General features: G+C 41.0%; 20 protein-coding genes, 3 tRNA genes and 3 rRNA genes. 7 read left to right on the top strand and 19 right to left on the bottom strand.

Translation table 11 applies throughout. From position 1 onward, the window contains the following. Window positions 1–5 precede the first annotated feature (5 nt). The 7 genes from F7984_RS03165 to F7984_RS03135 all read right to left on the bottom strand — a co-directional run bounded on the left by F7984_RS03165 (window position 6) and on the right by F7984_RS03135 (window position 6389). Window positions 6–80 (bottom strand) — tRNA-Glu (locus F7984_RS03165). Between the two features lie 18 nt (window positions 81–98). Then, window positions 99–190, bottom strand: a tRNA-Ser gene (locus F7984_RS03160). A 5-nt stretch (window positions 191–195) separates the two neighbouring features. Then, a tRNA-Asn gene (locus F7984_RS03155) sits at window positions 196–270 on the bottom strand. Between the two features lie 11 nt (window positions 271–281). After that, window positions 282–398 (bottom strand): 5S ribosomal RNA (gene rrf / locus F7984_RS03150). A gap of 132 nt (window positions 399–530) precedes the next feature. Next, window positions 531–3463, bottom strand: a 23S ribosomal RNA gene (locus F7984_RS03145). Between the two features lie 145 nt (window positions 3464–3608). Further along, a 16S ribosomal RNA gene (locus F7984_RS03140) occupies window positions 3609–5161 on the bottom strand. The 16S, 23S and 5S rRNA genes sit together here with 3 tRNA genes alongside, the layout of an rRNA operon. A 346-nt stretch (window positions 5162–5507) precedes the next feature. Continuing rightward, complete coding sequence (locus F7984_RS03135; RefSeq protein WP_066107873.1) at window positions 5508–6389, bottom strand: nucleotidyltransferase-like protein; 882 nt, start codon at window positions 6387–6389, stop codon at window positions 5508–5510. Between the two features lie 141 nt (window positions 6390–6530). Between F7984_RS03135 and F7984_RS03130 the strand changes: the two genes are divergently transcribed. Further along, the gene (locus F7984_RS03130; RefSeq protein ID WP_066107876.1) at window positions 6531–6887 is read left to right on the top strand and encodes a YgzB family protein; all 357 of its coding nucleotides are present in this window, start codon (window positions 6531–6533) and stop codon (window positions 6885–6887) included. 57 nt (window positions 6888–6944) lie between these two features. Here F7984_RS03130 and perR read toward each other — a convergent pair whose 3' ends face one another. The 6 genes from perR to F7984_RS03100 form a co-directional block, all read right to left on the bottom strand. Next, window positions 6945–7388, bottom strand: a complete 444-nt coding sequence (gene perR / locus F7984_RS03125; RefSeq protein WP_066107879.1) for a peroxide-responsive transcriptional repressor PerR — start codon at window positions 7386–7388, stop codon at window positions 6945–6947. A gap of 129 nt (window positions 7389–7517) precedes the next feature. Further along, the gene (locus F7984_RS03120) at window positions 7518–8069 is read right to left on the bottom strand and encodes a cob(I)yrinic acid a,c-diamide adenosyltransferase (RefSeq protein ID WP_066107883.1); all 552 of its coding nucleotides are present in this window, start codon (window positions 8067–8069) and stop codon (window positions 7518–7520) included. A 1-nt stretch (window position 8070) separates the two neighbouring features. After that, on the bottom strand, window positions 8071–9027 hold the full coding sequence (locus tag F7984_RS03115; RefSeq protein WP_066107885.1) for a D-2-hydroxyacid dehydrogenase: 957 nt from the start codon (window positions 9025–9027) through the stop codon (window positions 8071–8073). Between the two features lie 456 nt (window positions 9028–9483). After that, complete coding sequence (locus F7984_RS03110) at window positions 9484–10593, bottom strand: aminopeptidase (protein WP_140462203.1); 1110 nt, start codon at window positions 10591–10593, stop codon at window positions 9484–9486. A gap of 119 nt (window positions 10594–10712) precedes the next feature. After that, complete coding sequence (gene bcp, locus F7984_RS03105; protein WP_140462202.1) at window positions 10713–11183, bottom strand: thioredoxin-dependent thiol peroxidase; 471 nt, start codon at window positions 11181–11183, stop codon at window positions 10713–10715. A gap of 61 nt (window positions 11184–11244) precedes the next feature. Next, window positions 11245–11667, bottom strand: coding sequence for a potassium channel family protein (locus F7984_RS03100; RefSeq protein ID WP_140462201.1), 423 nt, complete (start codon window positions 11665–11667; stop codon window positions 11245–11247). A 164-nt stretch (window positions 11668–11831) separates the two neighbouring features. On the opposite strand from F7984_RS03100, the gene F7984_RS03095 reads away from it, so the two are divergent. From F7984_RS03095 to F7984_RS03085, 3 genes are all read left to right on the top strand, one after another. After that, complete coding sequence (locus tag F7984_RS03095; RefSeq protein WP_140462200.1) at window positions 11832–13124, top strand: glutamate-1-semialdehyde 2,1-aminomutase; 1293 nt, start codon at window positions 11832–11834, stop codon at window positions 13122–13124. A gap of 326 nt (window positions 13125–13450) precedes the next feature. Next, window positions 13451–17929 (top strand): glutamate synthase-related protein, encoded by a 4479-nt coding sequence (locus tag F7984_RS03090; RefSeq protein ID WP_140462199.1) that lies wholly within the window; start codon window positions 13451–13453, stop codon window positions 17927–17929. Between the two features lie 539 nt (window positions 17930–18468). Continuing rightward, entirely contained in the window at window positions 18469–19551 is a 1083-nt protein-coding gene (locus F7984_RS03085; protein ID WP_139892660.1) for an FUSC family protein, read from the top strand. Between the two features lie 330 nt (window positions 19552–19881). Here F7984_RS03085 and F7984_RS03080 read toward each other — a convergent pair whose 3' ends face one another. From F7984_RS03080 to F7984_RS03065, 4 genes are all read right to left on the bottom strand, one after another. Beyond that, window positions 19882–21630, bottom strand: a complete 1749-nt coding sequence (locus F7984_RS03080) for an ABC transporter ATP-binding protein (RefSeq protein WP_140462198.1) — start codon at window positions 21628–21630, stop codon at window positions 19882–19884. Between the two features lie 56 nt (window positions 21631–21686). Beyond that, the gene (locus tag F7984_RS03075) at window positions 21687–22217 is read right to left on the bottom strand and encodes a nucleoside tri-diphosphate phosphatase (protein WP_066107906.1); all 531 of its coding nucleotides are present in this window, start codon (window positions 22215–22217) and stop codon (window positions 21687–21689) included. Between the two features lie 355 nt (window positions 22218–22572). Further along, window positions 22573–22827 carry a YgaB family protein gene (locus F7984_RS03070; protein WP_066107909.1) on the bottom strand — a complete coding sequence of 85 codons (255 nt, stop codon included), beginning with the start codon at window positions 22825–22827 and terminating at the stop codon, window positions 22573–22575. A 151-nt stretch (window positions 22828–22978) separates the two neighbouring features. Then, window positions 22979–23173 carry a gamma-type small acid-soluble spore protein gene (locus tag F7984_RS03065; protein WP_225983705.1) on the bottom strand — a complete coding sequence of 65 codons (195 nt, stop codon included), beginning with the start codon at window positions 23171–23173 and terminating at the stop codon, window positions 22979–22981. Window positions 23174–23311: 138 nt separating this feature from the next. On the opposite strand from F7984_RS03065, the gene F7984_RS03060 reads away from it, so the two are divergent. Next, window positions 23312–23536, top strand: a complete 225-nt coding sequence (locus F7984_RS03060; RefSeq protein ID WP_066107915.1) for a hypothetical protein — start codon at window positions 23312–23314, stop codon at window positions 23534–23536. A gap of 73 nt (window positions 23537–23609) precedes the next feature. Here the strand turns inward: F7984_RS03060 and mutY are convergent, their stop codons facing one another. Next, a complete protein-coding gene (gene mutY, locus F7984_RS03055) occupies window positions 23610–24689 on the bottom strand; it encodes an A/G-specific adenine glycosylase (protein WP_140462197.1) in 1080 nt (359 codons plus the stop codon). 185 nt (window positions 24690–24874) lie between these two features. On the opposite strand from mutY, the gene F7984_RS03050 reads away from it, so the two are divergent. Together F7984_RS03050 and F7984_RS03045 are read left to right on the top strand one after the other, a co-directional pair. After that, window positions 24875–25855, top strand: coding sequence for a metal-dependent hydrolase (locus F7984_RS03050; protein ID WP_066107920.1), 981 nt, complete (start codon window positions 24875–24877; stop codon window positions 25853–25855). Between the two features lie 84 nt (window positions 25856–25939). Next, entirely contained in the window at window positions 25940–26101 is a 162-nt protein-coding gene (locus tag F7984_RS03045; protein ID WP_308810555.1) for a small, acid-soluble spore protein K, read from the top strand. 42 nt (window positions 26102–26143) lie between these two features. On the opposite strand, the gene F7984_RS03040 is transcribed toward F7984_RS03045, so the two are convergent. Beyond that, the gene (locus tag F7984_RS03040) at window positions 26144–26461 is read right to left on the bottom strand and encodes a YfhH family protein (protein ID WP_066107926.1); all 318 of its coding nucleotides are present in this window, start codon (window positions 26459–26461) and stop codon (window positions 26144–26146) included. Window positions 26462–26463: the final 2 nt, after the last annotated feature.

Raw genomic sequence — 26463 nt, 5'->3', positions numbered from 1 at the left:
TTAAATGGTGACCCCTACGGGATTCGAACCCGTGTTACCGCCGTGAAAGGGCGGTGTCTTAACCGCTTGACCAAGGGGCCAATTATTGTGAGTTATTATGGCGGAGAGCAAGGGATTCGAACCCTTGAGACAGCGTTGACCGTCTACACGATTTCCAATCGTGCTCCTTCGACCTCTCGGACAGCTCTCCATTTATGGCTCCGCAGGTAGGATTCGAACCTACGACCGTTCGGTTAACAGCCGAATGCTCTACCACTGAGCTACTGCGGAATAATTATAATGCCTGGCGACGTCCTACTCTCACAGGGACTCGCGTCCCAACTACCATCGGCGCTGAAGAGCTTAACTTCCGTGTTCGGAATGGGAACGGGTGTGGCCTCTTCGCCATCGTCACCAGACGATTTTGTCAGCGACATTTATTATTATATCGTATTTCTGACATTTTTCAAGAGAAATTTTAAAGAAATTTTATCTTTTTTTCGTTCTCTCAAAACTGGATAATGTAAGTTTGGCAAGTATGCTTGATTCATTTGGTTAAGTCCTCGAACGATTAGTATCCGTCAGCTCCATGTGTCACCACACTTCCACCTCGGACCTATCAACCTGATCATCTTTCAGGGTTCTTACTAGCTTGCGCTATGGGAAATCTCATCTCGAGGGGGGCTTCATGCTTAGATGCTTTCAGCACTTATCCCGTCCGCACGTAGCTACCCAGCTATGCTCTTGGCAGAACAACTGGTACACCAGCGGTGCGTCCATCCCGGTCCTCTCGTACTAAGGACAGCTCCTCTCAAATTTCCTGCGCCCACGACGGATAGGGACCGAACTGTCTCACGACGTTCTGAACCCAGCTCGCGTACCGCTTTAATGGGCGAACAGCCCAACCCTTGGGACCGACTACAGCCCCAGGATGCGATGAGCCGACATCGAGGTGCCAAACCTCCCCGTCGATGTGGACTCTTGGGGGAGATAAGCCTGTTATCCCCGGGGTAGCTTTTATCCGTTGAGCGATGGCCCTTCCATGCGGAACCACCGGATCACTAAGCCCGACTTTCGTCCCTGCTCGACTTGTAGGTCTCGCAGTCAAGCTCCCTTGTGCCTTTACACTCTGCGAATGATTTCCAACCATTCTGAGGGAACCTTTGGGCGCCTCCGTTACTCTTTAGGAGGCGACCGCCCCAGTCAAACTGCCCACCTGACACTGTCTCCCACCCCGATCAGGGGTGCGGGTTAGAATGTCAATACAGCCAGGGTAGTATCCCACCGATGCCTCCACCGAAGCTGGCGCTCCGGCTTCAAAGGCTCCTACCTATCCTGTACAAGCTGTACCAAAATTCAATATCAGGCTGCAGTAAAGCTCCACGGGGTCTTTCCGTCCTGTCGCGGGTAACCTGCATCTTCACAGGTACTATAATTTCACCGAGTCTCTCGTTGAGACAGTGCCCAGATCGTTACGCCTTTCGTGCGGGTCGGAACTTACCCGACAAGGAATTTCGCTACCTTAGGACCGTTATAGTTACGGCCGCCGTTTACTGGGGCTTCAATTCGCACCTTCGCTTGCGCTAAGCGCTCCTCTTAACCTTCCAGCACCGGGCAGGCGTCAGCCCCTATACTTCGCCTTGCGGCTTCGCAGAGACCTGTGTTTTTGCTAAACAGTCGCCTGGGCCTTTTCACTGCGGCTCTTCGAGGCTATAAACCTCTAATGAGCACCCCTTCTCCCGAAGTTACGGGGTCATTTTGCCGAGTTCCTTAACGAGAGTTCTCTCGATCACCTTAGGATTCTCTCCTCGCCTACCTGTGTCGGTTTGCGGTACGGGCACCTTCTTCCTCGCTAGAGGCTTTTCTTGGCAGTGTGGAATCAGGAACTTCGGTACTCTAGTTCCCTCGCCATCACAGCTCAGCCTTATGTGATGAGCGGATTTGCCTGCTCATCGGCCTAACTGCTTGGACGCGCATATCCAACAGCGCGCTTACCCTATCCTACTGCGTCCCCCCATCACTCAAATGGAAGAGAGGTGGTACAGGAATATCAACCTGTTGTCCATCGCCTACGCCTTTCGGCCTCGGCTTAGGTCCCGACTAACCCTGAGCGGACGAGCCTTCCTCAGGAAACCTTAGGCATTCGGTGGAAGGGATTCTCACCCTTCTTTCGCTACTCATACCGGCATTCTCACTTCTAAGCGCTCCACATGTCCTTCCGGTCATGCTTCACAGCCCTTAGAACGCTCTCCTACCACGCATACCATACGGTATGCATCCACAGCTTCGGTGATACGTTTAGCCCCGGTACATTTTCGGCGCAGAGTCACTCGACCAGTGAGCTATTACGCACTCTTTAAATGTGGCTGCTCTAAGCCAACATCTGGTTGTCTGGGCAACTCCACATCCTTTTCCACTTAACGTATACTTTGGGACCTTAGCTGGTGGTCTGGGCTGTTTCCCTTTTGACTACGGATCTTATCACTCGCAGTCTGACTCCCGAGTATAAGTCTTTGGCATTCGGAGTTTGTCTGAATTCGGTAACCCGATGAGGGCCCCTAGTCCAAACAGTGCTCTACCTCCAAGACTCTAAACTCGAGGCTAGCCCTAAAGCTATTTCGGAGAGAACCAGCTATCTCCAGGTTCGATTGGAATTTCTCCGCTACCCACACCTCATCCCCGCACTTTTCAACGTGCGTGGGTTCGGACCTCCATCCAGTGTTACCTGGACTTCATCCTGGACATGGGTAGATCACCTGGTTTCGGGTCTACGACCACATACTGCAAACGCCCTATTCAGACTCGCTTTCGCTGCGGCTCCGTCTCATCAACTTAACCTTGCATGGGATCGTAACTCGCCGGTTCATTCTACAAAAGGCACGCCATCACCCATAAAAGGGCTCTGACTACTTGTAGGCACACGGTTTCAGGATCTCTTTCACTCCCCTTCCGGGGTGCTTTTCACCTTTCCCTCACGGTACTGGTTCACTATCGGTCACTAGGGAGTATTTAGCCTTGGGAGATGGTCCTCCCGGATTCCGACGGGATTCCTCGTGTCCCGCCGTACTCAGGATCCACTCGGGAGGGAACGAAGTTTCGACTACAGGGTTGTTACCTTCTCTGACGGACCTTTCCAGGTCGCTTCATCTACCCCGTTCCTTTGTAACTCCACAATGAGTGTCCTACAACCCCAGATGGCAAGCCATCTGGTTTGGGCTGATTCCGTTTCGCTCGCCGCTACTCAGGAAATCGCATTTGCTTTCTCTTCCTCCGGGTACTTAGATGTTTCAGTTCCCCGGGTGTGCCTTCATACACCTATGAATTCAGTGTAAGATACTGCCCCATTACGGGCAGTGGGTTTCCCCATTCGGAAATCTCCGGATCAAAGCTTACTTACAGCTCCCCGAAGCATATCGGTGTTAGTCCCGTCCTTCATCGGCTCCTAGTGCCAAGGCATCCACCGTGCGCCCTTATTAACTTAACCGTTAAAAAACTCTTACTCGGTTTTTATTAAAACGCATTTACTTTGCCTTACATTACATTATCCAGTTTTCAAAGAACGATTATTGCGAAGGATTGCTCCTTCAAAACTAAACAAAACTACTGGCCAATAAGTCTATTTTCCTTAGAAAGGAGGTGATCCAGCCGCACCTTCCGATACGGCTACCTTGTTACGACTTCACCCCAATCATCTGTCCCACCTTCGGCGGCTGGCTCCCGTAAGGGTTACCCCACCGACTTCGGGTGTTACAAACTCTCGTGGTGTGACGGGCGGTGTGTACAAGGCCCGGGAACGTATTCACCGCGGCATGCTGATCCGCGATTACTAGCGATTCCAGCTTCATGCAGGCGAGTTGCAGCCTGCAATCCGAACTGAGAGTGGTTTTATGGGATTTGCTCGACCTCGCGGTTTTGCAGCCCTTTGTACCACCCATTGTAGCACGTGTGTAGCCCAGGTCATAAGGGGCATGATGATTTGACGTCATCCCCACCTTCCTCCGGTTTGTCACCGGCAGTCACCTTAGAGTGCCCAACTGAATGCTGGCAACTAAGATCAAGGGTTGCGCTCGTTGCGGGACTTAACCCAACATCTCACGACACGAGCTGACGACAACCATGCACCACCTGTCACTCTGTCCCCCGAAGGGGAACGCTCTGTCTCCAGAGTTATCAGAGGATGTCAAGACCTGGTAAGGTTCTTCGCGTTGCTTCGAATTAAACCACATGCTCCACCGCTTGTGCGGGCCCCCGTCAATTCCTTTGAGTTTCAACCTTGCGGTCGTACTCCCCAGGCGGAGTGCTTAATGCGTTAGCTGCAGCACTAAGGGGCGGAAACCCCCTAACACTTAGCACTCATCGTTTACGGCGTGGACTACCAGGGTATCTAATCCTGTTTGCTCCCCACGCTTTCGCGCCTCAGCGTCAGTTACAGACCAAAGAGTCGCCTTCGCCACTGGTGTTCCTCCACATCTCTACGCATTTCACCGCTACACGTGGAATTCCACTCTTCTCTTCTGCACTCAAGTCCCCCAGTTTCCAATGACCCTCCACGGTTGAGCCGTGGGCTTTCACATCAGACTTAAAGGACCGCCTGCGCGCGCTTTACGCCCAATAATTCCGGACAACGCTTGCCACCTACGTATTACCGCGGCTGCTGGCACGTAGTTAGCCGTGGCTTTCTGGTCAGGTACCGTCAAGGTACCGCCCTATTCGAACGGTACTTGTTCTTCCCTGACAACAGAGCTTTACGACCCGAAGGCCTTCTTCGCTCACGCGGCGTTGCTCCGTCAGACTTTCGTCCATTGCGGAAGATTCCCTACTGCTGCCTCCCGTAGGAGTCTGGGCCGTGTCTCAGTCCCAGTGTGGCCGATCACCCTCTCAGGTCGGCTACGCATCGTTGCCTTGGTGAGCCGTTACCTCACCAACTAGCTAATGCGCCGCGGGCCCATCCCTAAGTGTTAGCCGAAGCCAACTTTCCTTCTAACACCATGAGGTGTTAGAAACTATTCGGTATTAGCACCGGTTTCCCGGAGTTATCCCAATCTTAGGGGCAGGTTGCCCACGTGTTACTCACCCGTCCGCCGCTAATCTTCGGGAGCAAGCTCCCTCAGATTCGCTCGACTTGCATGTATTAGGCACGCCGCCAGCGTTCGTCCTGAGCCAGGATCAAACTCTCCGAAAGATGTTTGATCTAGCTAAATTTTAAAGCAAATTGACGAGATTTTAAAAATCTCTTTTTTAGACTTGCTTGGCGTTTCGTTTTGTTTAGTTTTCAAAGAACAATCTGTCGTGTTAGCGACTTTTACATTATATCAAGATAACTTTTTGTTGTCAAGCATTTCTTTTAATGTAATTTACTAACATTTCAAGCTCGTTTGTAAAAGAGCGACTTTCTTATCTTATCATCGTTAGAATCGTAAGTCAACAACTTTTTTCATTTTTTCTTTGCCGTCTCGCTTCGTTTTGTTTACCTCAGCGGCGACGTTTATTAATATACCACCCTAAAATCATTTGGTCAATATAATTTTTTAAATTTCTTTATGAATTTTATAAAACCTATGAAAAAGCTTTGCTCCCTTAGTGTTTTCTAGTACAACATCAATATAGCCACGATCAATCAAGTACTCAATTAATATCCTTAAGTCCTCTCCGTAATAGCATAACTCTTGATGTCCATACAGCTCATCAAATGACCAGTACTCTTCTCCTCTTTCACCTATAATTTCTAATATATGCCCAGACCCGGATTCTGTTCTTGTATGAATAAAAAAGTCACTAACAAGGAAAAGAAGTTCTAGTCTTTGATTAAGACTTTCTTCGCTAAAAACCAGCTCTTCATATAATTTATAAATATCAGGACCAATTTGCTTCACCTGATTCCATACAGTTACTTCTGGGTGAAACCCTTTTTCAATGATCTCTAATCTTGCAAGGTGGTGGAGTGCATGGATTATTTGATTATACGCATCTAGAGAGTTCCCTTGATCAAACAATTCTTTACCTTCCATATAACTTCTAATTAAACGCGCAAACTCTATACCTTTTTTTACTTTCCTTCCATAGAAAGGGAATTCATTTAATTCTCTTTTTAATGAGGCAAGATAATCATTACGGTCAAAAACAATTTTCCCATGGTATATCCAATCAATAATTTTTTTATTGGATCCTAATAACCTCCACTCGTTTAACTTTTCATCTGTTACGATGTGGAGTGCTGATTTTTTATTTTCGTAAGCATAATGTTTAATAAAGACCGGTTGCTTATCCTTACTATCTGTAATGATTAATAAAATGTAATCAAATGTATCTGTAATTGAACTCTCAGGAGAGTTCTTCTCAATTAATAAAACTCCTTTTGTATCCGGGTTGCTGGCTCTTTCTTGATAAACGGGTCTTAGGATATCCTCCATGTTCCATTCCTCCACAATTTAATTCGCTCTCCTTATCTATTCAACAATATTCGACAGACTCCTGCCACTATTTTAATATCTATTGTTATTAAATTCTTTGGATATTATGGTATATTATAGAAGATAAAAGGGGGAAAAACGGTGGCAAAGTATTCAAGTAAGATAAATAAAATACGAACATTTGCACTCAGCTTAATTTTTATAGGCTTTATCATAATGTACGGAGGTATTTTCTTTAGAAACTCACCACTGGTTATGACTATTTTTATGGTACTCGGGCTATTAGCTATTTTTGCAAGTATGGCCGTCTATTTCTGGATAGGTATGCTCTCCACAAAAGCTGTTCAAGTTGTTTGTCCAAATTGTAATAAATATACAAAAATATTAGGCAGAGTGGATATGTGTATGTACTGTAAAGAACCATTAACACTTGATAAAGACTTGGAAGGTAAAGAATTTAACGAGGATTACAATAAGAAAAAGTTAAAAAATAAATAAAAAGAAAAAGCTGGCAAACGTCCAGCTTTTTCTTTTTATTTAACTTCCCTATCTGGTTTAATGAACTTCTTTAGCAGAACATTCCGGACAATCACCATAAATCTCCATTCGGTGATGTGTTACTTTAAATCCCGCAACATGCGATGCAAGATGTTCCACTTCATCAAGACCTGGATAATGAAAATCAACTATTTTTCCGCACTTTTCACAAATTATATGATAGTGATCTGATGACACAAAATCAAATCGACTGGATGAGTCTCCGTACGTCAACTCTTTTACTAAGCCAACCTCTTTAAACACACGTAAATTATTATATACTGTCGCTACGCTCATATTAGGAAACTTGCCTTCCAACGCCTTATATATATCATCAGCTGTTGGATGCGCATGGGCAGTTATTATATACTCGAGTATGGCATGACGTTGCGGAGTCATGCGGACACCAGTTTGTTTCAAAGTATCTAACGCTTCTTTAAGTTGTGGTTGAGACACCGTCATGCACTCCTTTTTTATATTATTCTCACTTTGTAATTGTTACAATAAGTTTACTTGATGATTGGTTGAGTTGTCAATATTTCCAGCACCTCATTCAGATATATTATATCCAGGGTGTTGGAAACTCTTGTCTCAAGAATTATGTAAAGTTGGTTCCATTTTTCCTAATTTATAGTTTACATATCTGGCAACAATAAACAAGAAATCGGATAACCTATTCAAATATTTTATAACTAAAGGATTTACCTCTTCTCCGAGAGCAACTGAATTTCGTTCAGCTCTACGTATCACTGTTCTCGCCACATGAAAAGCTGCTCCAGCTGGGTGTCCACCTGGAAGTATAAAATTCTTGAATGGAGGTAATTCCTCATTAAGTTCATCAATATAGGCTTCCAATTCATCAATCGACTCTTCTTTTATAACCCAGCCAACTTTTTTGCCGTATGGAGTAGCTAGTTCTGCACCAACGTGAAATAAATCAGTTTGTATTTTATGGAACTCCTCTAATAACTTATCTTTCCCTGAGAACTCTACATCATTTAAATAGCTTATCCCAAGTCCAATCATAGAATTCCCTTCATCACATGTTCCATACGCCTCTACACGTTGGTCAGTTTTGGATACACGCGTACCATAAACAAGAGAGGTTTGACCCTTATCTCCGGTTTTTGTATAAATTTTCATTCTAATACCCCTTTCCTACATCAATTTTATTCACATAGTTATCATCCTTATGATTAACAAACCGCTGAAAATTCTGCTCAAATATATCAAATGCGCGTGGCAAGTAATTTTTTGAAACGCTAGAAATATGCGGTGTGATAGTCAAATTAGGATATAACCATAGCTTATTATCTTCATTTAACGGTTCATTCGGAAAAACATCAAGCACCATATGACCTATAACTTGATTTTCTAACACCTCATGTATCGTGTCTTCTTTAATTAAATCTCCACGACCAATATTGATAAACATAGCTATATTTTTCATCATTTCAAAATGTTTGTATTTCAAGAGGTCCTTAGTTTCTGATGTACTAGGTAGTACAGATATAATAAAATCTGCATTCGGGAGAGCATCCTCAATTTGAGACATCGTAATAATATCATCAAAATATGAACTGGCGGAAACCCCGCTGCGATTCATCCCAATCGTTTTCATCCGAAAGGCTTTTCCTAATCTAGCTATCTCTTCTCCAATTGCGCCAGTACCTAATATAAGAAGATTTTTCCCATTCAGCTCACCGAAAGGTAGCCTCTTGTCCCATATACGTTTATCTTTATTCTCTGCCATGATCGGGAATTGCTTTATATATGAAAGCATCATCCCCATGGCGTACTCTGCCATAGGTATCGCATGAATCCCTCTCGCATTTGTTACCAGGATATTTCTTTCTCTAATTTTTTCGAAAGGCAATTTTTCAATCCCAGCTGACATTACACTAATCCATTTCAAGCGTAACGCCTGGTCGATTGTTTCCTCATCCACATCTTCTCCATATGTTATGAGCACATCCATATCCTTAATAACAGAACCTGCATTTTTGATACCTTTACAAAAATGAAACTCATGCTCTTTGTATGACTCAATCAAACGTTTCCTAATTTCCCCCGGAGGATAAATTGCAGAAACAACCTTCATCCAAATACCCCCTTCATCCACACATCACTAACATAATAACATCTTTTACCAGTATAAAGTGCTGAGACGACTGTTCAGCTTCGAAAAGCATAAGAGGAGGCAAGAAGGGAGGCGTTCTTTCCTCTCGTAATGCCTACACTTATGTCTCGAGGAGCTAGGAGTCGAAGCCGGATTACATAAAAAGCTGAAACGGTTTAGTTCAATGAACGAAGACTAAATTCGCCACGTCCTGTGACAACGCCTTTGTGACCTACATCCTGTTGGCATCCGCAGCAACTCCACTTATGTCTCGAGCGTTTTAAGCTAGCTCACATAAAATCAGAAACTAAATAAAAAAACGGACAGCCAGTTCCGGCTGTCCTTCTAATAGTTGTATGAGGAGGTATTCCCTGATTCTATCTTATTCAAAATAGCTTGTTATGCTTGGTCTTTTGCCATAGATTTTAAAAACAATCACTATAAAAGTGATTCAGGATTTAATCCTTTTAACTCCGGTAGTACAAATAATCCATCCTTTCGAATCAATTGACCATCAAAATAGATTTCTCCTCCGCCAAATTCAGTTCGCTGGATAAGCACCATGTCCCAGTGAATAGAAGATATATTTCCATTGTCGGCTGCTTTATAGGCTAATCCCGGTGTGAAATGCAGGCTTCCACAGATTTTCTCATCGAATAAAATATCTCCCATTGGATTTGTTATTAACGGGTTTACGCCTAAGGCAAATTCTCCAATATAACGGGCACCTTCATCTATATCAAATATTTTATTGATTTTATCCGCTTGATCTGCTCTTGCATCAATTATTTTTCCATCTTTAAACGTTAAACTGACATCTCTGAAGGTAGTCCCTTGATAAGGACAAGGCGTATTAAAGGTAATCGTTCCGTTTACACTATTTTTAACGGGGGCTGTATATACTTCTCCATCAGGTAAATTTCTTTCTCCGAAACACATCACTGCCGGAATTCCCTTTATAGAAAAAGAAAGATCTGTTCCCGGTGACGTGATTCTGACCTGATCTGTTTGCTCCATTAGAGATTTCAATGGCTCCATTGCCTTCTGCACTTTGGCATAATCAATTGTACAAACATCAAGCAGAAAATCTTCAAATTGACTTGTGCTCATCCCTGCTTTTTGAGCAAGTGATTTAGTCGGATAGTTCAATAATACCCAACGGCAATTATTAATATAGTAATCAACGACTGGCTTCATTACTTCTCCGCTCAGCTGAAATTTCTCTGACGGAATCTCAGCAAATTCCGCATCATTCTCTTCTCCGATCACAATAATGACAGCATCCATGTCTTCAAATTTTTTCAAATCCCAATTAGCCATGATTTCCAACTGTTCCCGACTATACCCTTTTGCCATATATTTTTGAATCTCATCATCGAGCATTTGTACAAATGGGTATGCTCCTAGCTCATACGTTTGATTGACAAGTTCTACCAACAAAGGTTTCGTTATGTAGTGACCTTCAATCAACACTTTTTGCCCCTTCTCTAACCGTACAGAATGGGTTAGCAGTTGTCTTGCCATTTTTTTAATTCGTGGATCTTTCATACGTCATCTCCCCTGTTCTCTTTATTAAACACCTACTATCAATATACATATTTTTCCTCCGGAGAGCTTTTTATTTATAAAGAAAGCAGGCATTATTTCATGCCTGCTCACAATCTAAATTATGATAATTCATTTTTAATAAATGCTAAGGCATCTTCCACATGCCCTTTCACTCTCACCTTACGCCACTCTTTTACCACTATACCCTCTTTGTTGATAACGAATGTAGAACGTTCCGTACCCATATATTCATTTCCAAAATTGTTTTTTAATACCCATACTCCATACGCTTTTGACAATGTATGTTCTGGGTCTGACAACAAGATAAAAGGAAGATCATATTTCGTTTTAAATTTTTCATGCTTTTCAACCGGATCTGGACTAACGCCAACAATAATTGTATCCAATTCTGCAAATGATGTGTAATTTTCCTTGAAGTCACATGCTTCAGTCGTGCATCCCGGTGTCATATCCTTTGGATAAAAATAGAGAACTACATTTTTCCCCTTAAAATCAGCTAATGTAACCTCTTTTCCATTACTTGCCTGAAGCTTAAAATCCTGCGCCTTCTCACCAACTATACTACTCATAAAGCTCACTCCCCTGTTAGATAAAAATAATTAAGAACAGCTCGTTCTATTATTACTATACCTAATTTCGGGTTGTTTTTGCATGTTCAAAGTCTATGGCAGTCCTTACGACAAAAGCTGCCGGTAACGCATATCCAATTAAAGCTTCCATTGATGCAATCCATCTGCCAAATCCTACAGGTACCATATCTCCATACCCTACCGAGAGAAGAGTCATAGTACTGAAATAGAAGGAAGAGGCAAGCTTTTGAAACAAACCTCCCTCAATAGGTAAACCATTCAAATGAATAACCGTTCCAAATTTCATTTCAACCAATACGTATAGGATTCCGAAACCTATTAAAAAAGTGAAGTACACCGTAATGATCCAATAAAGATAATCGAGTGATATCCGTTCAGCCCGGGTTGGGTCTGTTGGCATCAATAATCCTCTCAAACTCATTAGTAACGTGATAACAACCGCAGCAAGGATAATATAAAACAAAGGTAACACCCCTTTTTATTACAACCGCATTTGTAATATATACGCTCTTACAGGCATACCTATGATTGCTTGTACACGAATCCATTGCTTAGGTGACCATGTTGTACAAACAAAGAATTCCAGTGCTAAAATGAAGCAGTTACATACGAAGGAGGAGAAATAAAATGAACCACGCTCAATCTGAAAGTTTGCATGCTGAAGCTATGCAGCACATCGTCGGCGGTGTCAATTCACCATCTAGATCATACAAAGCCGTTGGAGGGGGTTCTCCAGTTGCAATGGAAAGAGCAAAAGGCGCGTATTTTTGGGATGTTGACGGCAATCGATATATTGATTATCTTGCCGCTTACGGACCTATAATTACCGGGCATGCCCATCCGCATATTACCAAAGCAATTACAAAGGCAGCTGAAAACGGCGTTCTTTATGGAACACCTACTCCTTTTGAAGTTAAATTTGCCAAGATGCTTAAGGAAGCCATCCCATCCATGGACAAAGTACGGTTTACAAATTCCGGAACTGAATCGGTTATGACCACGATTCGTGTAGCACGAGCGTATACAGGACGGGATAAAATTATTAAGTTCGCTGGCTGTTATCACGGACATTCCGATCTTGTTTTAGTCGCTGCCGGATCAGGCCCTTCCACACTTGGAACTCCCGATTCCGCCGGTGTACCAAAAAGCATTGCTCAGGAAGTCATTACAGTGCCGTTCAATGATATAGATGCCTATAAGGAAGCAATCAATAAATGGGGAAATGAAATCGCGGCCGTTTTAGTTGAACCGATTGTCGGTAATTTCGGGATTGTTGAACCAAACCCTGGTTTTCTTGAAGCAATTAATGACATTACTCATGCAGCAGGGGCACTTGTTATCTATGATGAGGTAATTACAGCCTTCCGTTTTATGTACGGTGGTGCACAAAACCTTCTTGGTGTTGAGCCTGATATGACGGCGCTCGGAAAAATCATCGGCGGCGGCTTACCGATTGGTGCTTACGGTGGCAAAAAAGAGGTTATGGAAACAGTCGCACCCCTCGGCCCAGCCTATCAAGCAGGGACGATGGCCGGAAATCCCGCTTCCATGCTAGCTGGTATTGCTTGCCTTGAAGTATTGAAGGAAGAAGGAGTATATGAACGACTAGATCAACTTGGGGCGATGCTGGAACAAGGTATCCTTCAGGCAGCGGAAGACCATCATGTTTCTATTAAAGTAAATCGATTAAAAGGTGCATTAACGGTTTATTTTACTGATGCTAAGGAAGATATCAGTAACTATGCTCAAGCTGAAGCTACGAATGGCGAAGTGTTCGGCCGATTCTTTAAGCTTATGCTGGAACAAGGGATTAACTTGGCTCCATCAAAATATGAAGCCTGGTTCTTAACGACAGCCCATACAGAAGAAGACATAGAAACTACTATTAAAGCTGTAAATCAAGCATTCAAATTATTATAAATACAAATTTTTGAATATTTATGCATATCATCAATTCTACTAATCACGGTAGAATTGATGTTTTAACGTTGTTGAAAGCGTTTACATTAAGATATTTTGATTTTAATAACCAGATAATGTTTATTTTCCAAAAAAACTAAAATGTATATTTAATTGATTTCTGAAAATTCTAATGATAATATAAATCATACTAGTATTGATTATTTATTACCCTCAAAACTGTATTTCCTTCCTCGTTCGTTTTCCAAAGTAATCTAAAAAACCACAAGTTTAAAGCAGGAGGTGAACCGGCATCGAATAGGCGCAAGCTTATAGTTGCCCAACGTATGAACAAAAGATGGAATCCTAGTACGTTTATGAATTACCACGAATCAGAACATGATGCTTGCGGAATTATTGCATGTATTGAAAAGAAAAAAATACATACCCGTGATAATATTTTTGCGTGTATTGATGCCCTGGTTACCATGAACCATCGGGCCGGTTTTATTAACGGCGAAGGCGATGGTGTCGGCATTCACATAGATATCCCCCGTCAATTATGGAAGGAGAAGCTAAAGAACTCTGGTGCTGATACAGACCTTGCGGATCATAACCATTTTGTAGTGGGCCACTTTTTTATTAAACGTGAGGCTGAGAAACAACAAACTATTGAGGAAATAATCAAACTGGCAAACGAAAAAGACTTAAAAGAAATTTATGTATCTGATGAAGCTTATTCCACCGATGCATTGGGACCAATAGCATTACAGGAAAACCCTGTATTTCTTCAAGTTGCTTTTATAGCAAAAGAAGATTTAAAACAAACTGACCTTTCATCTCTGTTATTTGATCTCACAATTACAATTGAGAAAAATGACCACATCCACGTATCTTCGCTTAGCCAATATCATGCCATCTACAAAGTGATGGGAGCCGGCGATATTCTACCTAAGTACTATCCAGACCTTGCAAGTCCACTCGTCGCATCAACGATGACACTTGGACATAACCGCTATTGCACTAATACACTATCCAGCTTTTTTCGCGTACAACCATTTAGCGTCCTTGGACATAATGGTGAAATCAATACAATCGCCAAATTACGCGATGAAGCGCAAATGGTTGGTGTTCCATTAGTAAACGGCGGCAGTGACTCACAGGATTTAAGTCGTACATTGGAAACATTCATCTACCGTGAGGGGTATTCTCTATTTGAAGCACTTGATATTGTCTTCCCTCCAATCATTAATGAAATGAAGGAATATCCCGATCATCTTCAGGATCTATATACGTATTTGCGTGAAAGCTGGGGCCATTTCGCTCAAGGTCCGGCAGGAATCATTTCCCGCCACGGCAATGAAGCTGCTTTCTCTGTAGATGCACTTGGTCTACGTCCTTTATGGATGATGGAAACTTCAACCTCTTATTTGTTTGGCTCTGAACCAGGTGTTATTTCACCAACAGAATATGTAGCCAATCCTAAACCAATTGGTCCAGGAGAAAAGGTCGGATTAAAGTGGAATGGCGATTCAATAGAACTATATGAATATATCACTTATCAGGAAGAAGTATTCAAAAGATTTAACAAGAGACTTAACTTTACAGAATCTCGTAATCGCTTAAATCCTCCTGATGTAAAAGAGCATACTTTTGCACAGGAAGAGGACAAAATCCAAAACGGACAATATAAAGCTTTCGGATGGGAACGTGACCATATTCAACTAATTGAACAAATGGCTGAAAAAGGTGCAGAACCAATCCGTTCACTTGGTCACGATGCTCCACTGGCAGCACTCAATCCTGAGCGTAAGAATATTGCAGACTTTATTAAAGAAAGTGTTGCAGTTGTTACAAACCCTGCGATAGATCGCGACCGAGAAATGGAACATTTTTCGACCCGAACCATTATCGGTAAACGCCCTTCTCTGTTTACAGATGAAAAATCTGTAAACACAGTGATTGAGCTATTAACGCCTCTATTAGCTGAAGGAAAAGCTGGACACACTTGTGCACAGTTTGCAAAACAACCTTCTTATGAACAAATTCACCAATTATTTATGGATACAGAAGAATTGAAAACGATATCCATGACATTCACGGAGGGTGAAACGATTAAGGAAGCTCTAGATCGTATCAGTAAAGAGGCTCTTACCTTTGTTACTGACGGCTGTGGATTACTTTGCCTAGATGATGAACTATCCCATCAGGCTGAGCAATTATGGTTGGATCCTGCCCTTGTAGTCGCAGCAGTCGATAGAGCATTAGTAAAAGCAGAAAAACGAAGAGACTGTTCCATTTTAGTTCGCTCTGCTGCCATTCGTAACTTGCATGACATTGTGGTGATTTACGGATTAGGAGCTAATTTGATTAATCCATATTATATGTTCCGTACCGTATCAGATGAGCAGTCGAAACCAGTAATTAATTTATATAACTCTTTATCTAAAGGATTAGAAAAGGTCATTTCAACACTTGGAATTCATGAACTTCGCGGATATGGACGACTATTCTCTTCGATTGGACTACAGGAAGAAATAGCAGACATCCTTCAAATCGTGAACTTCTTTGGATCCAATCAATTAATCTATAATTTTGATAAATTGAAGGAAGATGCGAAACAGCGTGCAATTGATTATGCCAATGAAAAAGAACGTGTCGGCAAGACCTTTCATCTGTTCCCGCGAATCTGGAAAGCAATTGGTGAGGTGGCTTCAACTGGAGATTATCAGGCCTTTGGAGAAAAAATCTCTGAACAGGAAGAACAAAATCCCACAACTATTCGCCATTTAACAGATTTCAAGAAAACCGAACAAAAAGTTGATCCAGAAACAGTGAATATTGGTGTTGGCGATCACAGTCTACCATTTGTAATTGCATCAATGTCGTTCGGCTCACAAAATGAAACAGCCTTTCGCGCATATGCAGAAGGTGCCGATCGCCTTAATATGATTAGCATGAATGGTGAAGGCGGAGAAATTAAAGATATGCTTGGTAAATACCCGCGAACTCGCGGTCAGCAAATTGCCTCCGGTCGTTTTGGTGTAAATGCGGAATTGCTGAATTCCTCTAATTTACTTGAAATCAAAATCGGACAGGGCGCTAAACCGGGTGAAGGCGGTCATCTTCCTGGATCCAAAGTAACATCAAAAATTGCCGAAGCACGTAATGCAACGATTGGATCCGATTTAATATCACCTTCAAACAACCATGATATTTATTCTATTGAAGATTTAGCTCAAATGATCCATGAGTTAAAGACAGCCAATGATCAGGCAAGGGTGGCTGTTAAAGTACCTGTTGTTCCAAATATTGGGACAATTTCTGTCGGGATAGCAAAAGCTGGTGCTGATATTATCACGCTAAGTGGATTTGACGGCGGTACCGGAGCCGCTCGTATCCATGCCCTTCAAAACGTTGGATTACCAGTGGAGATTGGTGTTAAAGCTGCTCATAATGCCTTGCTTGAAGCCGGTCTAAGACAGGATGTTGAGCTTTGGGCTGACGGTGGCCTCAAAAGTGCAAAGGATGTACTGAAGGTTATGCTACTTGGAGCAAACCGTGTAGGTTTTGGAACCCTCTCTATGATTGCTATTGGCTGTACAACATGTCGAGGCTGCCACCTGGATACATGCCATGTAGGGATTGCTACTCAAATTGATTCTGAAGTGGAAGCAAAGGAACATGGGCTAAGGAGATTTGTTCCTAGACAATTTGATTTAGCCGTCCAGGGAATCATCAACCTATTCAGTGCTTTTGGCAATGAATTAAAAACACTTGCGGCTGAACTTGGAATCACAAATCTCCAGGAAGCTGTCGGGCGTTCCGATTTATTAGTACAAACAAAAGGAAAAGAAATGCTGGATTTAAAATACTTACTTAAAACGATTGAGCTTGGCCAAATCACACATCTCGAAGCTGCTGCTACAAAGGACGAATTAATCGTCCAAATGGCCGCAGTCGGTGCAGAATATCTGGATGCAAGTGTAAATGATCTGCTTCAATCCAGACAATTTAAAAATATCAATTCTATTCAGCGCGTACTTGGAAGCCGTGTTTCCTGCCACCGGGTAAGAGGCAGATTAGATGGTTCCTATGTCAAAATGGATCCTGTTAATCTAACCTATAAAGGTTCCATACCTGGAAATGGACTTGGTGCATACAATACAGAAGGCATTACGATAACAGTTGATGGCGGTTCTCAGGATGGCACCGGCAAAACCTCATTTGGAGGAACAATTGCAATTCTTAAAGGAATCGGCAAGGATGACAAATTCTATAATGGTTCCGTCGGAAAAGGCTTTGGATATGGTGCACAAAAAGGTCTATTAATTGCTCAGGGTGACGCTGATGCGCGCGCAGGTATCCGTCTGTCTGGTGCTGACATGATTGTCGGAGGTTCTTTAAAACGGGATATTCCTGTACAAGAACATGGAAACATTGGCGTTTATTCAAATATTAAGGGCTTTGCCTTCGAATATATGACAAACGGCCGAGGACTTGTTCTTGGAGACCCAGGTCCATGGATTTGCGCAGGAATGACAGGCGGTGTCATTTATCAACGTCATTTGCCTGAACGAGGCCTTACAAAAGATGCGCTCCAACGCAGAATTGCAAAAGGAGCCCTCGTCTCTGTTGAAAAATTAAATGAAACAGGTATAAATGATGTAACTGAACTACTTACACGCTATACAACTATTCTTAGAGAAAATGGTCAACAGGCTGAAGCGGAAGAACTGGCCCAATTGCTAGGCAACCCAAGCCAGCACTTCCTCCAAATCGTCCCAGTTAAAACCCAAGCCGACCCATCTGTATCTACAGAATAAGGCTGAAACGACTGCCCAGACCCGACAAGCATAAGAGAAGAGGCACGTAGGGAGTGCTTTTCTCCCGTAGTGACTATTCCTTATGACTCGAGGGGCTAGGAGTTGAAGCTAGAATACACGAGTAAAGCTGAGGCGACTGGTGGTCAGTTATGGGCCATATATCAATTTATATCAGGATGATACATTATTTTCGAACCTCAAGAGACCGTTTCGCTTTATTAAAGCGGCGGCCTCTTTTCTTTTCATTTCTTAACTTTCTATTAAGCCGTTCTCAATTCTTTTTTATATTTTATGAACACATAAACCTTTCATTGAAAAATCTATATATTCCTTCTCTCCATATAGCGTATACCTGATGAATCTTGAAAAAATCGTATTCAATGCATGCCTTTTAGTCTAAAGGGGAAAGTAAACAAAAGAAGTATTTTGCCTGTATATCTTGAACATGAAGACGAAACCCTGTATAGTACAGTCATGTTCGAGATAAAAATAGATAAATATTCGTAAACAACTATGAATAAAAGGAAGAGGTATTATTTATGAAGGTTGGTGCCCGAGTCTTTAAAACGGGAATAGCCATTGTGATAGCCATCTATGTTGCGACAGCATTTAATATACCGGCTCCCGTACTAGCCGGGATTTCGGCTGTATTTGCCGTTCAGCCTACCATATACCGTTCGTACAGGACATTAATTGATCAAATACAAGCGAATATTATCGGATTTCTAATCGCGATATCGTTTGTATTATTATTTGGTAATGATCCCTTATTAATTGGTTTGGCAGCCATTATAACAATTGTAATCAACTTACAGCTGAAAAATGAAAATCAACTGACAATTTCGCTTGTAACTTTAATCTTGATTATGGAGCAACAAGACGGTAATTTTACTGAATTCGCCTTTTGGAGAGTTGCTGCCATTTTAATCGGTATTCTATCAGCGTTTATTGTTAACCTTGTCTTTCTTCCTCCAAAGTATGAGACAAAGCTTTATAAACGAATTAGCACAACCACAGACGATATTCTACAATGGATCAGAATTGGTTCTAGAAGCTCAACTGAACATATTATGATGAAAAAGGACATTAATCGTATTAAAGAGAATGTCACAAAGGCCGATAGCTTGTACGCTCTATATAAAGAAGAGCGTGAAACTTTCAGGAAAAATACGGTTGCCAAATCCCGTAAACTCGTAATCTACCGTTATATGATAGCAACAAACAAACGATCATTGGATATCTTAAAAAGATTACATCGCTTTGAAAACGAATTCCATCAAATGCCTGAGGATTTTCAAATCCAGGTTCATCATCAACTGGATTTGTTGTTGAGAAAACATGAACATATTCATCTGAAATTTATAGGTAAAGTAAAGCCGGGACTAATGCTTGAGGAATCTACGGACACTTATAACAAACAATTGCTGATTGATATTGTTAAAGGTTTTCGATTAAATACAGACGAGGATTCTCCCGTCCACTACCATATGGTTACACTAATTTCATCTATGCTTGAATATGGTGACTACTTAGAGCATCTAGAAATGCTTGTTAACAGTTTTCACTCTTATCACAAATCAGAGAACAAATCGATCAAGATAAATGATGATGATCAATTATAAAAAATCGTTTAAAGGGTATTCTAAAGCCAGTAAAAAGGCTTTAGGATGCCCTTTCTTATTAAGTAAAAACCTGCTTGTTAATCTTTATTTCACCTACATTCTTCATTTCTCCCATTTCCTCTCCTTCTATAAAACCTTACTAGATCACTTTTCATCTATCCACTAATCACTTCTCTCATAAAAGCTTATTTGTTCTTGCATTCTTGATGACAGCACCTTACATGAAATTCAAAAAGGAGGTTCCTCGATTGAAGAAACCTCCTGTGTAACCTGTAAATATATTTTTGTCCAATTTCGTTAGCCCGCAAGCGATCAGTTTCCAACGAGCCGTTAGGCATCCAACTGTTGAACCTGAAAGAGTCTATAATAAGCTCCTTGTTTAGCCATTAATTCTTGGTGTGTTCCCACTTCTATTATACAGCCATGTTCAACCATAACAATTCGATCAGCATGTGTAATGGTAGATAATCTGTGAGCCACTATAAATGTAGTACGGTCACGGGAGAGCTTTTCAAGTGCTTCCTGAATAAGATGCTCACTTTCCAAATCAAGAGCAGAGGTTGCTTCATCCAACACAATAATGGATGGATTCTTCAAAAACACACGTGCAATAGAAATACGCTGCTTTTGACCTCCTGATAATTTGACGCCCCTCTCGCCTACTTTTGTCTCATATCCACTTGGTAATTTGCAGATAAAATCATGAGCATTTGCTGCTTTGGCAGCTTCATAGATTTCTTTATCTGTCGCATCTGGCCTACCCAGTAAAATATTTTCACGAACCGATTCACTAAATAAAATACTGTCTTGCATCACCATTCCAATATTGTCCCGAAGTGAGCGTACCTGAACATCTCGGATATCCACTCCGTCCAATAGTATACGCCCTTGTGTCACATCATAAAATCGTGGAATCAAGCTAACCAGAGTAGATTTACCTCCTCCGCTCATCCCGACAAGCGCAATTGTTTCTCCCCTTTTCACTTCAAGATTAATATCCTTCAGTGCCTGAGTCTCATCTTCTCCATAAGAGAATGATACATGATCAAACGTAATGGTCCCTTGTACATCTTTACATGGACGTGCATCAGGCTTGTCCTCAATATCATACGGAACATCCAAAAATTCAAACACACGGTCCATTGATGCCAGTGATTGCGTTAATGTGGTAGATGAGTTCATCAATCTACGCAAAGGTCCATACAATAAATCGATATAGCCGACAAAGGCAACCATAGTCCCTAATGTCATATTCCCATTAATGACCTGGTATCCGGCAAATAGGATGACAACTAGAGGAGCAATATCTGTAATTGTATTGACTGCTGCAAACGATTTAGCGTTCCAGCTTGTGTGAGCTAACGCTTTTTTTAAGAAGTTTCCATTCACTTTATTAAATTGCTTTTGCTCATGATCTTCAATCGCAAAGCTCTTAATCACGGCCATCCCTTGTACACGTTCATGCAAATAGCCCTGTACTTGAGCAAGCGCCTGTGATCTATCTCGGGTTAATTCTCTTAATTTACCAAAGAAATATTTAATGGAGAATGAGTAGAGCGGTAACAGAAGCAACGATACAATGGTCAATTTTACGTCAAAGGTAAGCATAATTCCAACTGCTATTAAAATTGTAACTAGATCCAACCAAACATTCATAAGGCCGGTTATAACAAAATTCTTAGTTTCTTCAACATCATTAATCACTCTGGAGATAATTTCTCCTGCTTTTGCATTAGAGTAATATTTAAAGCTTAACTTTTGTATATGACTGAACATTTTATCGCGGATATCAAATAAGATTTTACTTGCTGTCCATTGGGCAAAATATTGACGGTAATATTCTACTGGAGGCCGAACTACCACAAAAATGAAAAACATGATTGCCATTAACATATAGAGCTTCCTTAATTGCTCTCCTTTTTGCAAAGCATTGGCACCGATTATATCATCAATCACATATGCCAATAAGGCAGGAGTCAGCAAAGGAATCGCAAATTTAACTATCCCGATTAGGATTGTCACAATGATTTGCCACTTATAAGGCCTTACAAACCTCATATATCTTTTTATACTATTCATCAAATGTCTCTCCCATCAAGCATAAAAACCTGTCCATAAAAGAGACAGGCTTCTTTTCAACTTTTAATTGTTAAATATCGGTTATACCAATTATGAACGAACTCCTGAGAAAACGGCCCTTTTTTCGCTCGAATCATACTAATCAGCTTTTCCACATTTCTCCTGAGAATATGGTCAATGACATTCGGATAACCCATTTGAAGTTTATGCTCTTCGTACTCATCTTCATCTAACAGGTTATATGTCATATCGGGATATACCTTTATATCAAGATCATAATCGATATATTTAACCGCTTCCCCATCAAATACAAATGGAGAACTTAAATTACAGTAGTAGTAAATACCGTCATCACGAAGCATGCCGATGATATTAAACCAATACTGTGAGTGAAAGTAGGTAATAGCTGGCTCTCTTGTGAGCCATGTCCTACCATCAGATTCGGTTACAAGAGTCCGATCATTGCAACCAATTACAATAAATTGGGTACCCTTTAATATGGTCGTCTCTTGCCAAACCCGGTGTATATGTCCATTATGTTTGTAACTGTGTATTTGGATTTCTTCTCCTTCTCTCGGTACTCGCACGTTGTATTACCTACTTTCTCTCCCTATAGGGCAGGGCACTTATATACCGTCTCTGTGTTCAAATTGACAATATATTAACCGTTAAATTAAGATGCTTTTTTCCGTATTCTTCTATTATTATAACGATTCACATACAATTTTAAAACAAAGAGCCACCATGAAAAGCGGATAAGCTATAAATTGTTAAACAAATCGCCATTAACCAGCTCTTTTTTAGAGTGAAATATTAATCCTATAACCAAAATTAATCGTTTACAAACATGAGTCATAATGAATGAAGGAAACAGAAGCGGAGAATAAAAATAAAAGAACACCTATAGAGATGCCCTAAATAATGAAGAATTGTATTTATATTTTATAGTTTCGGGGCAGATTTTGACTGATAGCTTTCAATCACTTTTTCTGTTAATTGCATAAATATCGTTTGGATTGTATCTAATTCTCTTTTCATCTCACTTATATCGTCCTGGACACATAGTAAATCTTCATCATTCTTTCGATTCCTCAGTTCCTCCTCTAGCTCCATATAACGGTCAAGTTCTGTTTGCATATGTAAAAGCTTATCCATAATGACCATTTGTTCATTAACTAACTCTTCAAAACTCTTCATGCTCTACACCACCCAAAATCAGTATAATAATACATTTCTCTAATAAGCAGAAAATACCTTTGACTTTTTCTGTAGCCTTCTAAGAGGTTTTGTCGAGCCGTTAAAAAGCACTCGCCCGCTACGGGCAAGTGCTTTAATTAAAGGTTTTACATTATTGTTGTCCGGAGTTACCGGAGTTTTTAGCTTTGTTTTTCTCTGCTTTCGCGTTTGCTTGTTTCACAGATTGCACATCAGTTTCACTTGCAAATTCAGAACCAAATTGACCTTGGCTTTGACCTGCAGATTGTGCGTTTTGTTGTCTCACTTGATTTGCATTTGTTTTTGAACTGTTGTTAGCCATTAATATCACCTCCACACCTATTAATGTATCCAACAGAGGTTTTCATATACAAAAAGAGTGTTTCTATTTTTTTCCTTGTTTTTGCTTCACTATATAGCGGCATCCTATATAGAAATTTAAAACAGGAAAAGAGGAGGCTTTATTATGTTTGTAGGAAGAGATATGTCAGAGTTATCCATGATTCCTAAAAGTGAATGGAAGGAAGATGAACTGGAATTTTACCATCATTCATTTCAGCAGATTATGCCCTATTTAAATATAGAGGGACATACCATTCAAAGAGAAATTATTGAGGAAATTGAAAGAAGAGGCGGCCTGAAGAGACAGGAAGCAACCTGGACAAAAGGAACGCGTGTTTCCTACGATTAATTAAAATAGAACCGGCATCAGCTATACCTGAAGATTGTTATCTTTTCGCAGGTAGCTGATGCCGGGTTATTTTTTAACCATTAAATACATATGTTTCATAAATTTTTTGATGAGATACAGGTAAAGCATACTGTTGAAAATCATGATCTTTCACATATGCTAATTTATGTGTATTGCTTTTAAAGTTCTCCAAATTATTCACAGTGGCTGTATAGATATCAATTTCCCATGTCAAATGTGAAAATACATGATTGATATGACCGATTGGAGTTAATTGATTTAATTCAACTTGATTCTGTTCCGCAATCATTTCTTTAAGTTCTTTCACATCTCCTGTTGTTTCATAGCTTGGGAATTCCCACAACCCTGCGAGAAGACCTGTCTCCGGCCGCTTCCTAATCAGGATTCTTCCACTTTCATCGTTTATCACAAGTGCCGATAAATGAACAATTTTGGTCTTTTTAGCTTTAGTTTTTACCGGAAGCTCCTGCTGGATTCCTTTATCAAATGCCCAGCAGTGCTCTCTTACCGGACATAATAAGCATGCAGGTTTACCAGGAACACATATAAGAGCGCCAAGTTCCATCAATGCCTGATTAAATTCTGACGTATGTTCGGTATCAATTAATTCACGTACAGCTGAATCAAATAGTTTGCGGGTGGCAGGCTTCGCTATGTCATCATATATTTCTAATATCCTGGAAATGACTCTCATGACATTTCCATCAACTGCAGGCTCCGGAACACCATAAGCAATGCTTAATATCGCACCGGCAGTGTATGGACCGACACCTTTTAATTTTTTAATTTCTTCAGGAGTGTTTGGCACAATTCCACCGTAGTTTTCCTTTACCTCTTTAACTGCACTATGCAAATTACGAACCCGAGAATAGTAGCCTAGACCTTCCCATGCTTTTAAATATTTTTCCTCATCAGCATCAGCAAAATCATCAAGTGTCGGAAACCATTCCATAAAACGTTCGTAATAAGGAATAACGGTATCCACACGGGTTTGCTGAAGCATAATTTCAGAAACCCAGACACGATAGGGATCTTTATTTAATCGCCACGGGAGCTGTCTTTGTTCCTGAATAAACCAATCTATAAGATCTTTTCTGAATTGTTCTATATTGCAACTTACAAGTGTCTTCACGTTTCCTCCTGTTTATGTTAAAAATTAATGGAATAGGGAATAAATTAAGTAATCATACTGAATAGGTTTACCCTTGATTTTTTAATTCCCTTCATTTTAAAACAACATGACTGGTATGAAAAGTAATTAATATTGGATAAAAATAGTAGTTTCCTTTATAAGTCAGTAGAAAAGGAGGATGTATTATGGATACCGGTACTCATCTTGTAATGGGTATAGCACTTGGTGGATTAGCCACCCTGGATCCTCAGGTCGCCTCCCATACAGGAACAGCAACGGCCGTTATGATCGGTACAATCCTTGGTTCCCAGGCACCTGATATAGATACGGTTCTAAAAATGAAAAATAATGCAGTATATATACGCAATCATCGCGGAAGGACACATTCCATACCATTTGTAATTCTCTGGCCTATATTAATTACGGCTCTTATTGCCCTTATTATTCCGGAAGCGAATACCTTACATCTATGGTTGTGGACCTTTTTCGCTGTATTTTTGCATGTATTTGTAGATATATTTAATGCATATGGAACACAGGCTCTAAGCCCCCTGTCCTCAAAATGGGTCGCGCTCGGGATTATTAATACATTTGATCCCTTTATCTTCGGAATTCATATTGTAGGTCTTATTTTATGGACATTCGGCTTTGATCCAGGAACTTTATTCTTAATAATGTATGTAATTATTATCGGTTATTATATTGCTCGGATAACAGAATCCAGAAGCTTAAAGGCTCAGATTCGTTTACAAATCCCTGACGCTCGGCGAATTACACTTTCCCCAACCATGCGTTATCACCGCTGGAAGGTAGCTGTTACAACTCCTGATAAGTATTATGTTGGGGTAGCTGAAAATCGTGAAATACAATTTTACGATACATTTGATCGTATTCCTTTACCGGAAAGTCCAATACTGGATGCTGCTCTAAAGGATGTGAATCTCTCTGCCTTTGTATCTTTCTCTCCGGTATACCGATGGGAAATGGACTATCAGGAGGGCATGCATATTGTCCGATTCATTGATTTACGTTATCGGAGCAGAGGACGATATCCCTTTGTGGCTGTCGTTCATTTAGATGATGATTTAACTATTATCAACTCATTTACTGGATGGGTTTTTACAGAAGAAAAGCTTCAAAAGAAACTAAATATGATTACTGGATAATCAGGAAAGCTTTCTCATGAATGGGTGGGAGCCATTTTAGAATACTAATAAGGCATCCATCATCCCAGAATGAAAGGTGAGAGAATCTTGAGAAATAAAGCAAAAGGCTTTCCTTATGAGCATGATAATAAATTTAATGGGGAACCCCGATCCAAACCAGAGTATGCTTCAAAACGAGCAGATGGCACTACAAATACTCGTCCACAGGAGCGAATGCATGCCTCTGGAGAACGGGATTCTAAATAAATTCAAAAAGAGCTTTCTACAGAAAGCTCTTTTTTTCTCGTTTTATTTTAATTTCATTAGCAAGGAAATAGGCAGCCCTTCTTCTTCATTTTGTTGAAGACGATACCCCCAGGCAAACACACCTTTTAAATACTCCACCTTAAAATATTCTCCAGGCGCTCCATCTATACCATACATTTCACCGACTATAATATCAGCCGGGTCTAATGTATAAGCCTTTGCCATAACGGCTCTCCTTTTATGTACGGCAAACTCATTAACCATCCCAAGCTGCTCAGCCTTTCTTGCTTTTTCATTTAAATCTGCGATTGTTTGTCTAAGCTCATGCTCTGACATCTCACTGAATTTTTTCTCCTGCATTT

Origin of the sequence: Pradoshia sp. D12 (genome assembly GCF_008935075.1) — a bacterium.
Taxonomy (GTDB): domain Bacteria; phylum Bacillota; class Bacilli; order Bacillales; family Pradoshiaceae; genus Pradoshia.
This window is presented reverse-complemented; position numbering and strand designations above follow the sequence as displayed.

Bases quoted from the DNA above. Each gene is read 5' to 3' on its own strand.
- perR (WP_066107879.1), bottom strand. From the start codon at position 7,388: ATGACGGTGTCTCAACCACAACTTAAAGAAGCGTTAGATACTTTGAAA.
- F7984_RS03090 (WP_140462199.1), top strand. From the start codon at position 13,451: ATGAACAAAAGATGGAATCCTAGTACGTTTATGAATTACCACGAATCA.
- F7984_RS03040 (WP_066107926.1), bottom strand. From the start codon at position 26,461: ATGCAGGAGAAAAAATTCAGTGAGATGTCAGAGCATGAGCTTAGACAA.
- F7984_RS03085 (WP_139892660.1), top strand. From the start codon at position 18,469: ATGAAGGTTGGTGCCCGAGTCTTTAAAACGGGAATAGCCATTGTGATA.
- F7984_RS03115 (WP_066107885.1), bottom strand. From the start codon at position 9,027: ATGAAGGTTGTTTCTGCAATTTATCCTCCGGGGGAAATTAGGAAACGT.
- F7984_RS03120 (WP_066107883.1), bottom strand. From the start codon at position 8,069: ATGAAAATTTATACAAAAACCGGAGATAAGGGTCAAACCTCTCTTGTT.
- F7984_RS03080 (WP_140462198.1), bottom strand. From the start codon at position 21,630: ATGAATAGTATAAAAAGATATATGAGGTTTGTAAGGCCTTATAAGTGG.
- F7984_RS03110 (WP_140462203.1), bottom strand. From the start codon at position 10,593: ATGAAAGATCCACGAATTAAAAAAATGGCAAGACAACTGCTAACCCAT.
- F7984_RS03060 (WP_066107915.1), top strand. From the start codon at position 23,312: ATGTTTGTAGGAAGAGATATGTCAGAGTTATCCATGATTCCTAAAAGT.
- F7984_RS03050 (WP_066107920.1), top strand. From the start codon at position 24,875: ATGGATACCGGTACTCATCTTGTAATGGGTATAGCACTTGGTGGATTA.
- F7984_RS03135 (WP_066107873.1), bottom strand. From the start codon at position 6,389: ATGGAGGATATCCTAAGACCCGTTTATCAAGAAAGAGCCAGCAACCCG.
- F7984_RS03095 (WP_140462200.1), top strand. From the start codon at position 11,832: ATGAACCACGCTCAATCTGAAAGTTTGCATGCTGAAGCTATGCAGCAC.
- F7984_RS03070 (WP_066107909.1), bottom strand. From the start codon at position 22,827: ATGAAGAGTTTTGAAGAGTTAGTTAATGAACAAATGGTCATTATGGAT.
- bcp (WP_140462202.1), bottom strand. From the start codon at position 11,183: ATGAGTAGTATAGTTGGTGAGAAGGCGCAGGATTTTAAGCTTCAGGCA.